12 protein-coding genes are annotated in these 13,108 nt (G+C 38.0%); 6 read left to right on the top strand and 6 right to left on the bottom strand.

Annotated features, from left to right (window positions below; translation table 11 throughout):
• Nucleotides 1-17: 17 nt before the first annotated feature.
• Both CH364_RS02360 and CH364_RS02365 read right to left on the bottom strand, forming a co-directional pair.
• Nucleotides 18-2,336 (bottom strand): hypothetical protein, encoded by a 2,319-nt coding sequence (locus CH364_RS02360; RefSeq protein WP_100742015.1) that lies wholly within the window; start codon nt 2,334-2,336, stop codon nt 18-20.
• Complete coding sequence (locus tag CH364_RS02365; RefSeq protein WP_100743349.1) at nt 2,333-3,607, bottom strand: valine--pyruvate transaminase; 1,275 nt, start codon at nt 3,605-3,607, stop codon at nt 2,333-2,335. The genes CH364_RS02360 and CH364_RS02365 overlap by 4 nt, the downstream gene beginning before the upstream one ends.
• 133 nt (nt 3,608-3,740) lie before the next feature.
• On the opposite strand from CH364_RS02365, the gene CH364_RS02370 reads away from it, so the two are divergent.
• On the top strand, nt 3,741-4,835 hold the full coding sequence (locus CH364_RS02370) for a DegT/DnrJ/EryC1/StrS family aminotransferase (RefSeq protein ID WP_100742016.1): 1,095 nt from the start codon (nt 3,741-3,743) through the stop codon (nt 4,833-4,835).
• Between the two features lie 108 nt (nt 4,836-4,943).
• Nucleotides 4,944-5,987 (top strand): hypothetical protein, encoded by a 1,044-nt coding sequence (locus tag CH364_RS02375; RefSeq protein WP_100742017.1) that lies wholly within the window; start codon nt 4,944-4,946, stop codon nt 5,985-5,987.
• A 22-nt stretch (nt 5,988-6,009) separates the two neighbouring features.
• Here CH364_RS02375 and CH364_RS02380 read toward each other — a convergent pair whose 3' ends face one another.
• Nucleotides 6,010-6,798 (bottom strand): NADase-type glycan-binding domain-containing protein, encoded by a 789-nt coding sequence (locus CH364_RS02380; protein WP_100742018.1) that lies wholly within the window; start codon nt 6,796-6,798, stop codon nt 6,010-6,012.
• A 50-nt stretch (nt 6,799-6,848) separates the two neighbouring features.
• Between CH364_RS02380 and cutA the strand changes: the two genes are divergently transcribed.
• Nucleotides 6,849-7,172, top strand: a complete 324-nt coding sequence (gene cutA, locus CH364_RS02385; RefSeq protein WP_100742019.1) for a divalent-cation tolerance protein CutA — start codon at nt 6,849-6,851, stop codon at nt 7,170-7,172.
• Here the strand turns inward: cutA and CH364_RS02390 are convergent.
• The gene (locus CH364_RS02390; RefSeq protein WP_100742020.1) at nt 7,142-7,879 is read right to left on the bottom strand and encodes a glutathione S-transferase family protein; all 738 of its coding nucleotides are present in this window, start codon (nt 7,877-7,879) and stop codon (nt 7,142-7,144) included. The genes cutA and CH364_RS02390 overlap by 31 nt on opposite strands.
• A gap of 101 nt (nt 7,880-7,980) precedes the next feature.
• Between CH364_RS02390 and CH364_RS02395 the strand changes: the two genes are divergently transcribed.
• The 3 genes from CH364_RS02395 (at nt 7,981) to CH364_RS02405 (ending at nt 10,927) form a co-directional block, all read left to right on the top strand.
• Nucleotides 7,981-9,186, top strand: a complete 1,206-nt coding sequence (locus CH364_RS02395; protein WP_100742021.1) for a M23 family metallopeptidase — start codon at nt 7,981-7,983, stop codon at nt 9,184-9,186.
• A complete protein-coding gene (locus CH364_RS02400) occupies nt 9,183-10,391 on the top strand; it encodes a M23 family metallopeptidase (RefSeq protein WP_100742022.1) in 1,209 nt (402 codons plus the stop codon). Before CH364_RS02395 ends, CH364_RS02400 begins: the two co-directional genes overlap by 4 nt.
• A 155-nt stretch (nt 10,392-10,546) precedes the next feature.
• The gene (locus CH364_RS02405) at nt 10,547-10,927 is read left to right on the top strand and encodes a DUF2237 family protein (protein WP_100742023.1); all 381 of its coding nucleotides are present in this window, start codon (nt 10,547-10,549) and stop codon (nt 10,925-10,927) included.
• Here the strand turns inward: CH364_RS02405 and CH364_RS02410 are convergent.
• Nucleotides 10,924-12,177 (bottom strand): phospholipase C/P1 nuclease family protein, encoded by a 1,254-nt coding sequence (locus CH364_RS02410; RefSeq protein ID WP_100743350.1) that lies wholly within the window; start codon nt 12,175-12,177, stop codon nt 10,924-10,926. The genes CH364_RS02405 and CH364_RS02410 overlap by 4 nt on opposite strands.
• 4 nt (nt 12,178-12,181) lie before the next feature.
• The gene (locus CH364_RS02415) at nt 12,182-13,108 is read right to left on the bottom strand and encodes an SH3 domain-containing protein (protein WP_243401210.1); all 927 of its coding nucleotides are present in this window, start codon (nt 13,106-13,108) and stop codon (nt 12,182-12,184) included.

A 13,108-nucleotide genomic window follows, 5' to 3' on the forward strand; every position in this document is an offset into this window, starting at 1 on the left:
TCAAATGATTTTAGTTTTTAGACCCGTTTTTTCGGAAGGTATTTATAATACTCCATCTCAACTGTGTTGATGAGGTAGGTGTAGTACTTAACTAGTTTTTTATCAAATTTCTTTTTGTTCATCTCTTCTCTGTAGTGGTCGGCAAGTTGGCCACGAAAGAGCGCAGACTTCATGTCGTTACGATTGATGAGAATGGTGTTTGGAAGATCCCGAATGGCTACATCGTCAGGAATCACAATGGTAGAAACAGATTGTAGAACTGCATATTCCACAGTAGAAGCCACTTTGTCGTCATCCTTTTCTTTACCGAGAGTCATATTGTTACGTTTGATATTGTCCAAGTTTTCGTAGATCCGAGAACGTAAGGATTTTGGGTCCAACACTTTGTCGGTGATTTTGTTAAATCGTTTAGGAAATACGAAGTTATCTGCGGCTTTGTAGATATGAGAGAGTTTTTCTTCTTTTTTTGAAGTTTCTACTTCGTCTTCATAAGAAGAGGAGGAACTGGAATTGTAAGTTGGTTTTCCCCAATCACCAATTCCCGAAAACTTTCCGGAATTTTTGATGTCTTCTCGGATCTCTTCTGTGGATTTTTCACGGAAGTAGATGGCTGCCATAAACCCAAGCACAACAGAAAAGGGCACACCAAAAAAGATTGGCATCGCCGAACGAAGGTAATATGCTCCGGTGATAAAAATGAGTGTGCTGACTACAAATGTTAAAATGCCTGGAACCGCATTGAATCTTGAACGAATTTCATTGGAACGTTCTTTTTCCAATTCTTCCACTTCCATGTTTTTGACATCGGCGTTGAGTTTTGCTATGATTTCAGGTTTTAGTTTGTTATTGAGTTCTGGGTGTTTGGGATTGGAAAGTTTGTGGTTGATGATTTTCGCATAACCCAATTGTTTTTTGTATTCAGGATTGGTTCTGCCTTCAAACGCTAGTTTGTGGATGACTGCAGCCATATAACCATGATCCACTACATAATAAACCGACCTTCCATCAGGTAGTTTTTCTTCATAATAAGAATGATCAGAAAATACATCGTCTTTCAAACGTTTGATGTATTCGTTTACTTTTTCTTCAGAAGTGATTCCTGCCTTTGCAACTTCTTCTTCAAAATCAATTCGTAAGAGGGTGTTGTGATTTTTTGTATGTTCTGGTATACGAGAGATGACAGCATTTTTTACAGTACCATAAATGTTATCATCTTTACGCGTGAGAACGGATCCCTTTTCTTCAGAAAGTCTTTTTAAAATTTTCACACTTAGTTCAATAGTTTCTTTGATTGAAAGAGATTTGTTAGCTTTTTCTGTTGGGTAAGGAAAGTTTTCAATGATTGATATAAACTTTTTCACTTCTTCTTCTGGATTCATTTTGGATTCTGAAGAAGAAAATTTAGGTTTGGAAATGTAATCACTAAAGGTGGCAAGAAAAGATTCATACTTGGCGTCCTTTGCCAGTTTGGTGAGTTGATCTTTAGTGAAATGTTCCAATCCATTCATTTGGGCGAGGATTTGGTTCACAACTTCAGGTAATCGTTTGAAACTTCCATCGGGTAAAATATTTAATTCATCAATGACAATATGATAGTCCGCAAGAATGGAGAGTGCTAAATTTTGTTCTCTTGCAAAAGCAGTAAAGTCTTGGAGAAAGTCTGGCATCGGTATATATGGTAAATTTCCAAACCCCTTTCGCACAAGTGAGGAAACTTCTGCTTCGAGAGATCCAAGTTTAGGATAGAGCCAAGTGTTTCCTTCTTTGTTTTTTTGTAAGAGAAGGGCTCCAGGATTTTCTTCATCCCAGTTCCTTCCTTTTTTTGCGCGGTTCTCAAGTAACACTTTGATGAGTTCTTGTGAAAAACGAAAACAAGCTTGCCTATAAGGTTGAGTGTCCGTTTTATTTTCGTTTTGCGGTGCAATGAGTGCAATTTTAGAAGAGATTTTACTGCCCGTACGAATGAGATATGGATAAGCGTAAGCCGCTCTATTTTGTCCCCGATGGTCAATGTCTAAAATTTGCCTTAGTGCATGATGGATCGAACTTTCGGACCGGCCTTGGGATCCGAGGTTAGTGTATTTTCCTAAGGCTTCGGGAAGTTTATCCACCGTCAATAGATACGATGCGTGTTTTTCTCTACTTCCATGTTTTTCGACACGTTTGTGCCAGTCTTTCAGTTCATCTAAGATACAACGCGCTGTAGGTGTGAGGCTTCCGACCGAATCGGACAAAAAAATGTAAGACTGTGCAGAGGGTCTATCATTGGAACCTTCGTCTTTAGACGAGGGGTTCTCTAAGACTGTGTCTGATAGATCAATGCTGTCTTCACTCATTTGGATTTCGTTTGCTTAGAGGCCACAATCTCCGCAAGGATATGGGCTCCCCTGGCTAATTCTTCTTCAGGACGACAATATGTCAAACGTATGCAATCTTGGGTATGCGAAAAATCTGAGTTTAACCCTGGAAAGAAATAATGTCCTGAGACAATGAAGAGGCGTTTATCTTTACAAAGGTGGTAAAGTTTGTGATTGTTTACTGTTAACTTGGGGAAACGTATCCAAAGGAAAAAGCCACCCATTGGTTCATGGATTTCATATTCGACTCCCTGTTTCTGAAATTCTGATTCAAAAATAGAAACAGCCAGCTCTCTTTTTTTGTCATAAAACGGACGTAAGACGTTTTTTGAGAGGTCTTTGAGGATGTCCTTACGAAAGAGAATGTCCATCATATAAACACCTAAATTTCCCACAGCGAGATTCCCTACAGCAGCATACGATGATAGGGTTTCTATTGTATCGGGATTCGAAACAATGATTCCTAATCGAACCCCAGGGAGTCCTATTTTGGAAAAACTAAGGGAGAGAGTCCTTCCTTCTTGGTAATGGACTGGTTCTTCCGATCCAATCAAATTGGGAAATGGATTTCCATAGGCTAAATCAATGAGAAGGGGAAGATTTTGTTTTTTGGTTTTTTCTTCCATCCATTCAATGTCGTTGTTCGATAAAATATTTCCTGTGGGATTTGTGGGACGAGACAGGGCCACACAACCAATTTCAGAAAGATCAAATTTTGTTTTGTTTAACCCATACCGAAATCTATGTTTTCCTGTTGATATGACTTCTGGTTCGGTTGCATAAAATGCATCAGCCTCAATGGACTGATCCGCATAACCGATGTATTCTGGAACAATTGGCAAAAGAATTTTTTTAAAACTCCCATCTTTCATTTTTCCCGAATGGATGTTGAGTAAATAGGAATAGGCATTTTGACTGCCGTTAAAAAAAGCAATATTGTCTTTGGTAAGACTCGCACCTAAAAGAGGGGATAGGGATTCCGCAGCAAGGGAACGAAAACGATCATTCCCGATCGGAGCTTGGTAATCGCCAAGAAGGGCCGAAAGGCACGGGTCATTTGCCAGTTCACGAAAACATTCGGCAAAAATTGCCTCAGCGTCTGGGATGTGGGCAGGATTTCCTCCGCCTAGGAGTATTTCCTCCGGGTGGCCTGTCACTTGGCCCAAATCCTCCATCAGGGAGCGGATTCCTTGGTTTTGGCGGAGGCGGCTGGCCCAAAGGGAAGAGGGAGAATCCATCATGGGGGTCATATTTCTGAGACTTCCTTCTGCCAGAACCATTTTTCCAATGAAATCCTAAAATTATGTTCTCATTTCGAAAAATGAAGTGACATAATACGGAAATCGGCTATTTAAGTGACATAATATAGAGGAGTGCTGTTGGATGAGCACCGAAACAATACAAAGACCTGTTCGAAAAGAAAAAGATATCGAATTTTTTAAACCTACCCTTTCGAGGGAAGACCTGAAAGGTGTTTTAGAATGTCTCGTGGACGAACACCTTTCTACTGGTGAAATCGTAGAAAGATTTGAGAAAACGTTTTGCCACACCTTCAAAATCAAACATGCCATTTCTTCTAATTCTCTCACATCGGCATATCATCTAGCATTACTCGCATTAGGTGTAAAAGCGGGTGATTCCGTTTTACTTTCTAGTTATGCACCGATTTCGGCATTGGATGCCATTTTTCTTTTGCAAGCAAAACCTGTGCTTGTGGATTTGAAACGAAATTCCTTTCATCCATGTCCGGAAGAATTCCTTCGCAAAAAAAATGAATCCGGTGCACGTTTTGCACTTTTTGATCATGGTTTTGGATCACTCATTCGCATTACAGATTATTCCATCGAAGGTTTGGAAGTGGTAGAAGACTTTACAGAAGCCATCGGAGCTACTTCAGAAACGATCACGGTAGGCAAACAATCCAAAATTGCAATATGTGGACTTAGTGCTGAGAACATCATCACCACTGGTAATGGTGCCATGATCATCACTTCTGAAGTTTCGCTTTCCAATGCAGTAAAATCTTATAAGTCGGGATCATCCGCCAAACGTAACTTTGGTGAACCTAAGTATGATTACAATTTGGTGGATTACCAAGCGGCTTTAGGAATTGAACAACTCTCTAAATTGGGTGTCATCTTAGAACGTAAGAAAAAAATTGCCTCTGCGTATTTACAAGCAGTACAAAATTCTAGATTAGAAACTTATTTCCAAAATCCAACAGAAGATACCTTCCAAAGATTTCCTATTGTTGTTTCTGGCCAAAACCATGAAGAGATCCAAAGATATTTTAAATCCATCCATATTGGAACACAAAAAACGGTAGAAGAACCTCTGCACCGCGTTTTGGAAGAAAATCATTTGGAGTTCCCGAATGCAGAGCGACTCTTCCAAAGAGGGCATTGTATCCCTATTTATCCTAACCTAACAAAAGATAATGTACAACGGATTGCGACTGCCATCCGACGAATCTATTGATTGGTCCCATCACTTTATTTTCTAGACTCATTATTTGAGTATAGATTATATCCAAAACCTCTGAATTTAGATTCCTCCCTCAAACGGAGGAATCGGTGTTTGGAGAAGATGTTTTTTCCCATCACAAAAACCGAAGACTTTGTCCTAGTCGAAGAACTACCGAGCGATGAACTTTATACACACTGGAAAAACTCTGGCCTCACTCCAGGCACTCCTATCCAAGAAGGGGATTTACTTGGTGAAGTTTCTCTTGTAGAATGGGGATGCAGAAACGAATGGTATGAAGGTAGACTTTTAGAAGATCCGGTTCGTATCGAAACCTCTCGTTATCTCAATTCAAAAATCACACAACTGGATTTTCGAAAACACCATTCACCTTTAGCGGCTAAGGTAATTACTTCCGAGGAACACTTGTTTGCTGAACTGGAAGAGGCAAAACTTCCTATAGTTCTTAAAAGTGAATTTGGTCTTGCTGGTCGAAATCATATAATCTTTAAATCAGCTTCTGATTCTTGGAAGATGGCTCAGGTAAATAAAAAACTTTTTGGGTTTCCTATCCTTGCAGAATCGTGGGTGGGAGAGGAAAGGTTTTTTGATTTTTCCACACTCTGGGATGTTCGTGATGGAGAATTCTTTTATTTAACTTCTACTACAATGCTTATCGATAAAGAAGGAGTGTTTCGTGGGATTCGAATCGGAGGAACAGAGCTTCCTTATTCAGCTCACTTTTTACCACCTGTAATGGATCTTGTAAATGATACCAAGGGACTCGTTCCTAAAGAGTATTCTGGGCCGTGTGCTATCGATGGATTTTTATTCAAAGAAGAAGGAAAGGTTCAAATCCAGCCGGTCTCGGAGTTTAACTTTCGTTATTCGATTGGGCGCATTTTGTGGGAAGTGAGAAAAAAAAGAAACCCAAACGGGGAAGTGGTGAGTGGAATTTTGATTTTGCCTTATCCCAAACAAGGTTCCCTTGATGAGTGGTCTACCATTGCACGATTAGAAAAAGAATTAGGCATTCATTTGATACTCTTAACGCCCGTTAGAGACCTTTCAGGAAAACCATACCAAAATACTGTTTTGTATTTTGAAACCACGGAAGAAAAAGAACCTTCCGTGGTGGAATCCATTTGGTTATCCTGGATGGATTGATTTTAGTTATAATCGTCTTAAATTAAACTCCATCCCTATTGGAAAAAAACTCATGTTTTTCGTTGATCTCAAGGATTGGATCCGATGGATTTCCTCGTCGTTTGATTTCTAAAATATCTGTGTTGGTGAGGGGAAGGGTTGCCTCTAAACTAACAATGACTTTGTCCCCTTTTTCTGTCCAAGTGCACAACATTTTTGCAGTTTCATAACCCATCTCACATGTTCCATCATTATGCAGTTGGATTCTTGCTATATTGGATTTTGTTTTCCACTTTCCTATGGCCCAAGTATTTTTTGGAGGGATGAGCGCCGAACCTGCTTGTTCTGAATTGAAAACAAGTTCTGCAATGGCAGTGTTTTCTGTATTGGTCCCTTTATAAACCTCTTGGATGGTAAGAGAAATTTCTTTGGCACGAAGTTCGGATTTGAATTCGATCATTTGGAGTGACAAACTATCTTTCAAAGTGACTACTTCTTCGTTGCCATCCTCTGTTGAAATTTTTAGTTTTTTGATTCTGTTGTTGGCAGCCCAAAGTTTTGGATCACCAAACCCGTTATAGATGGATAAGGAACGGAAACTAATCGGTGTTTTGTATTTGATTTGTAAGGTTTCTCCGATACCTTCCCCATTTGCCCCTTCGACCCAACTGGTTTTGAGTTTTCCATCCATTGCAAATACGGGAGTGTATTTTTTTGATTTTGGTTGGAGTTGGCTCGAAGAAGTGACACTCGGAGGATTGAGTGGTTCTGCAAAAAGGGGCAGACAGATGGCGATTATTAATAAGTATGTTTTGGGATTTAGAAAAGACATACACAAAATCAAAAGTATATAAAATTTTGATCAAGTAGGAAATAAAATTTATGAATGAGTCATGGGAATTCTGCACAGTCTACGTTACTTTTTCCACAGAAGAAGAAGCAAAAAAAATAACCAATCAAGTTGTCAGCGAACGACTTGCGGCTTGTGCCAATACCATCAAAGGTATGGATTCTGTTTACATTTGGAAAGGCAAAATTGAAGAGTCTTCTGAAATTGTATGTTTATTCAAAACAACAAAGGATAAGTTAAATCAATTAACGCATAGGATCAAAGAATTACATTCTTATGATACTCCCTGCATTGTGGTATGGCCAATAGTTTCTGGGAATCCTGACTATTTGGATTGGATTCGGAATTCTTTATAGAACTCTCCGATTCTATCGAATATCAATTCAAACCCTAATTCTTTACGCCAAGTGAGAAACGACTCCGGCATTTGAACAGAAGCAAACCAAGGATAGGCAGGTGAGTCCTTTGGTTCAGCTAACATTCCCATAAGACTTGCCATGGTAAGATCCACTCTTCCGAAGGAAGTTCCGTTAAAGAATTTTCGAGTTTTGTAAATTTCGATTAATTCTTTAGAACATTCATCTAACAATTGTTTTACAACTTCTAAGTTTTTAGGTGTGATTTTATATCTTCTTTTGAGAGAGAGAGCAATCAATTCAAAATGTTCTGGTGGTCCCACTGGTTCACTTACTTTACTTGGGGTTAATAAAAACAATTTTCCTACGATTTCTGGATAATCTAGTATGAAGTGATACAATAAGGTTTGTAAACTTTTCCCAATATGTGAATCGATCTTTTCCTCCATCAGTTTTTCTTCTGGTGAAGCTTTATGGCCAAATGCCTTTTCTTCCACTAAATCAATAATATTGCCTGAACCTTGAATCACGCCTGAATCTGTTTCTAAAACTGGCACATACAAATCATTTACAAGTGGCTTTAGGGTTTGGATGTGTTGCCCTGGAACCAATGGTTTTAGTTCATAAGGATAATGGGCAAGGTCTAATCCCCACCTTGCTTTTTCAGAAAAATGTGAGATTGGAAAAGTATATAAGGTTGAACTCATGTGTCGAGGGTTACTGAAAAGAAATCATAAGGCAATCAAGTTTTTATAACGGAAAATAGATTGTCTTAAGTGCTTCCTTTCGTTAATATGATCCCTGTTTTATGAGATTTGGCATATTCATTCTATTTTTAATTTCTCCCTTGGGAATTTTGATTGCCAAAGATCATTCGGAGTTCTGTTCCATGGACAGACTTTGTGTTATTTATGTTCAGGACAAAACAGGGGTGGACATATTCTTTCAGAATAAAATCGCAATCAAGGAAACAGCTACAACTTTATCGGTGAATGCAATTTCTAAGAATATGAAAAGTAATATCAAACTTCCACTTGTGACAGTCATTCAGGGATCCAAAAGGAAAAAACTTTTCCGACTTACTGTAAAGAAACCAAACAAACGTTGGGTCTATCAAATTAAATACAAATGGATTCTAGGTAATTTTTCAGTTCATCATAACCCTAAAACAGTTTACGATTTACCTTTTGACAAAGGAATGAAGGTCCGAGTTTACCAAGGATATAAGGGCACAAAAAGTCATCAGGGTGACAACCGTTATTCAATTGATTTTGGATTGAAGGAAGGAGATTTGATCACTGCAGCCAGGGATGGAATTGTCATTGATACTGAACAAAAAAATAACGAAGGTGGATTTGAAATCAAATACATTCATTCAGCTAATTATGTAAAAATACTTCATGACGATGGAACGATTGGGCAATATGCACACTTACGTTATATGGGTGTTCTTGTTAAACGTGGGCAACGAGTTGTATCTGGATCACCCATTGGTTACGCAGGTAGCACTGGATTTAGCGATGGACCCCACCTTCATTTTGAAGTTTATAAACCAACTCCCCATTTAAGAAAAAAAACCATTCCGACAAAATTTCGAACAGAATCTTCCGATTCGGAAGCTCTTGCGGAAGGACAACTCCATTGGAGGAGGGAACCGGTGGAACCAGTGGTCAAAACCGTTTCCGATACAGAGGAAATCCAAATTTGTGATTCGGTTCAAAACTTGGAAAAATTGGGATGTTCAACCACAACATTTACCAAAGGTTCTCCACTTTACTTTTATGTTCCTCTTTTAAAACCATCTCGTTACAAGATACAAATTTCCGTTCGTAAAAATGGTACGACTATTTCTAAATTGTATAATTGGGAGACAAATCCTGAATGGTGGGATACCTTTTTGGATGTCCAATTGGAAGATCCTTTAGAATCATTAGAAGGTGATTGGACGGCGGTAATCTCAATAGACGGAGTAATTCAAAAAGAAATGCAGTTTCAGATAACGGGTGTAATGTGAAAAATTGTTTTTTAGTTTTTATTTTATTTATTTCATTTCTCAGTTTTGATTTAGTTGCTGAGCCGACAGACACTGACAATTGTATTTCCGAATATGTCTGTTTTATTGTAAAAGATTTTGAGAATGGATTTGATTTATATATCAAAAACCGAAACCCAGAGATATATCCCGTCAATTCTGTGATGGTCAACGTCACAGTAAAAAATTTTAAACCAACGCATACTTTTCCACAATATTTAGTTTTAAAAGGAAGCGAGTCGGTTTTTGTTTCTAAATTTGTTTTAGAAGATAATACAAAACCTACATTCACATCCTTTGCTGTTCACGTAATGTTTGGTGATCGGGAAAGTATACATGATGATTCGGTGACGTATCTATTGCCATTTCCTGTAGGAATTCGTTCTCGTGTCGCCCAAGCCTATAACGGTGAATTTTCCCATATTGGAAATTTGAAATACTCTGTTGATTTTATTTTGCCAGTTGGAACTCCCATTTTAGCAGCAAGAAAAGGCCAAGTAGTTGCAGTGGTATCTAAGTTTAGTGAAGGTGGAGTCCGAAAAGATTTATTAACTAAAGCAAATTATATTATTATTTTGCATGATGATGGTACTTTGGGAAATTATGCCCACTTAATGAAGGACGGAGTTTTAGTAAAGGTTGGTAATTTTGTAGAGGCTGGCCAAATGATCGGTTATTCAGGTAACACTGGTTTTACGCAAGGTCCACATTTACATTTTGAAGTTCACAAACCCACTCGCCAATTGGAAGTCACAACTATTCCTACTGTATTCAAAACTCAAAATTCAGAACGAGAAACGTTATCTCAGTTTTACTTATATTGGCATCCAAAACCTGGAGAAGAACCTCTTCGGGGAGATATTTTGGATGAGGACATCCGTTTGTGTAAATTCAATGTGCGTGGTGAAAAAATTCGCTGTGGAGAATCTTCCTTTCGATTGGGCGAAAACTACGCGATTCAATTTGAATTTGCAAAACCGAAGAACCAAGAAATTGAAATTAATATCACAAAGGATAATAATTCCGTAGAACCTTTTTACCATAAATGGAAAACCCAAAATTATTTGGATTCAGATAGTCGTTTTTTTTTGATTCCAAAAAACAAGGAATTTATAGGTCGCTGGAAGATGCGGGTGCGGATCAACGGCGAAGAAAAAAAGATTCTTTTTTTTGAAGTCAATGCGTAATCGCTTGACAAGTAAATATATGTATAGTATATTGGCCATAGGCTTTCCAAGACCTTTTGGTCGTTCTACTGGGGGTGCAAACCCCCATCTTTTTTCTCTCATGATTGCAGAAACATCTTCCCAGATTCCATTGCTTATCCTAGTTTGAAATTCCTATGGAAATGGATGAATCGTTAAATGTGCTAGGTGGACCTCTCGTTCCGTGTTCCACTCAACCTCTCACTGGTTTTTTCCGAGATGGATGTTGTAATACTTCCGATGATGACATCGGTTCACATACTGTTTGTGTTCTTGCTACTGAAGAATTTTTAGAATCTCAAAAACAAAGTGGAAATGATCTCATTACACCTTGGCCACAATATGCTTTTCCTGGAGTGAAACCTGGGGAACGTTGGTGTCTCTGCGCTTCCAGATGGTTGGAAGCTTATCGTAATGGGGTAGCTCCCAATGTATTTTTGGAATCTACCCACAAACGAGCGTTAGAGATTGTGCCTTTGGAACTTCTTGAAAGATTTGCCGCCGATGACTTTGACTAGTTAATTTTCAAAGCATTTAAGTATGCTCTTGTATGTTTGGAAGTGTTGTGAAGAAGGGTTCCAAGAATTTTATGAATGGGATGGTTTGGTTCATAAAGAGTTTCGTATGTTGGAATTTCTAAATTCTCCAATTGTTCATCTGTTGGTTCCCCAGCTAGGTATGCTTCTCGACATACATTTTCCCTTACGAATTCCACACCTGGCCATTGGACAATATTTTCATTTGAAAATTCAGTGATGGAACTTGCTACGGGATGGCTCCAGTTTTTTGTTTCAATTAAGTTTTTGATTAAATAGTATTGGTATTCTTCGATGAGTGTATGTCTTCCGGAAACAAAACTAATCATATCGTTTTTTGGTGATTGGTATCCAACAATAGATACAAGTTGTACGCCAATTTGTTTTGCCGCACTGACTCTAGGTAACACTGAGGAATGGTAAGGTTGCGTTAGGTCTTGAATGTAATGTAATGCCCATCCAGCAAAGCGATACCCCCAATATGGATGTCCTGTCCGAAATGCTAAATTTGAAAGTTCAGTAAATTGGTGAATTCGGTATTCTGGATAAGTTCGTTTCAAAAAACCCGCAAGTGCAAAAATGATCCCTGGTTCATAATAAAAACCCATATGGAAAGGAGCTTGAGATGAAAACTCAACGGCCGGATTACCAAATGGCTGGCTTCCGAATCCATACACTTTGCCAACTTCACTTCCACTATCTTCAAATAAATATAGATCTAAATCATAGTCTGGTTCGTCAGTGGCAGAAACTAGAACTTCATCTGCACCAATTGTTTGTCCCTCTTGTAATGATAGAAAGGTTTCAAACACTAGTTTTCCTTTTTCGTTTAGTGTTGTTAGCTGATCCAGCGGAAGTTTGGATCCACCCCTTTTTGGGACAGATTGGATGTATAAGGCTGCTTTGTGGTTTGGGTTGACTCGAAGTGCTTTGTAAAAACTAACAACAAGATCAGAGTCCTTTGTTGTTTTCGAAAATTTTAAACTTTTATCTGTTGAAGTTAGGTGTGGAAGTCGCTTCAAAGCCCATTCTTCAGAGTTGTCTAATGATTCTTGGATTTTAGATTTTTCTTTTGATAAAAATGATTTTAAAGATTCAACTTTTACCTTCGGGGTTTGGCCTGCCTTCCAGTGATCCTTGAGAATTAAATATGTGATCCCAGCGTGGTTGTTCCAAGCAAAGGCAGGAATAGTAAAAACTAAAATTGTAAATAAGCAAATTATTTTATTCATTGGTTTATTGATTTTCCTTTTTTTGAAAAATAGTTCCATTCCAATTGTATTCGGATTGGTAGTACTCATGAGAACTTTCGTCATCGATTTCAAAACTATGAGTTAGTTCGATGATTGTATTGGGTTTGCCTTTTGTAACCTTGCGATTGATTTTTTTATCTGCAATTAAATTTTCGTTTGGAAAAACAAGCCAAGATTCCGCACATGAAGGAGGATCACAAGCACCAGGGTTCCAAGAAAATTGTGAAACAAATTTTGAATCTTTGTCTATTGTAAATATTTGTTCGTTTGTATATCCGTATTCTATTTCAGAGAATATAAAATACCTTAAGCCAAACACTGCTACAGGGCTCGGTGAAAAAGATGATGGTTGGTAGATGTTGTGGTCCCAACCTTCATTGCTAATCGGTCCCACAGTCCAAGTACCATTGGCTAATAATTGGTTGTTTTGTATTAATTTTAATTCGAGTTTTCCTAATTGAATGCCTAAGTTTCGACACAATATAATTTTGTCATTCCATTCAAAAGAATAGTCCGAGAGTAATCCTCCCCAAACATATCCAATATCTTTTCCAGATTGGACTTCATACCAGTATTCTTTCACTGAATTCTGTTCCAAAATTTGGTTCGTTTTTGTGAGAATTTTGACAGAATCACCAATTGAAAGTTTTTTTAAAACTTTTGCATTTATGTTGTTAGAATCTCTAATATTGACGTTATCACCAAATATATGATAGGTGGAATTGATTTTTTTTTCATGTATATATTGATCCCAGTGATTTTCAGGATAGATGGGAAAAACAAAAAAAATTATTAGAATGTAGAGTAAAAATTTGTAACCCGACATAGTGGAAAAAATAGGGAACAGAGTCCCTTGAGTCGATCTCTTTTCAAAAGGAATGGTATTTTTCTTAAGGAGATAGGTCGACAA

This window comes from Leptospira harrisiae, assembly GCF_002811945.1.
GTDB classification, from domain to species: domain Bacteria; phylum Spirochaetota; class Leptospiria; order Leptospirales; family Leptospiraceae; genus Leptospira_A; species Leptospira_A harrisiae.

Coding starts and splice junctions, on each gene's coding strand:
- CH364_RS02360 (WP_100742015.1), bottom strand. CDS start 2,336: ATGAGTGAAGACAGCATTGATCTATCAGACACAGTCTTAGAGAACCCC.
- CH364_RS02365 (WP_100743349.1), bottom strand. CDS start 3,607: ATGACCCCCATGATGGATTCTCCCTCTTCCCTTTGGGCCAGCCGCCTC.
- CH364_RS02370 (WP_100742016.1), top strand. CDS start 3,741: ATGAGCACCGAAACAATACAAAGACCTGTTCGAAAAGAAAAAGATATC.
- CH364_RS02375 (WP_100742017.1), top strand. CDS start 4,944: ATGTTTTTTCCCATCACAAAAACCGAAGACTTTGTCCTAGTCGAAGAA.
- CH364_RS02380 (WP_100742018.1), bottom strand. CDS start 6,798: ATGTCTTTTCTAAATCCCAAAACATACTTATTAATAATCGCCATCTGT.
- cutA (WP_100742019.1), top strand. CDS start 6,849: ATGAATGAGTCATGGGAATTCTGCACAGTCTACGTTACTTTTTCCACA.
- CH364_RS02390 (WP_100742020.1), bottom strand. CDS start 7,879: ATGAGTTCAACCTTATATACTTTTCCAATCTCACATTTTTCTGAAAAA.
- CH364_RS02395 (WP_100742021.1), top strand. CDS start 7,981: ATGAGATTTGGCATATTCATTCTATTTTTAATTTCTCCCTTGGGAATT.
- CH364_RS02405 (WP_100742023.1), top strand. CDS start 10,547: ATGGAAATGGATGAATCGTTAAATGTGCTAGGTGGACCTCTCGTTCCG.
- CH364_RS02410 (WP_100743350.1), bottom strand. CDS start 12,177: ATGAATAAAATAATTTGCTTATTTACAATTTTAGTTTTTACTATTCCT.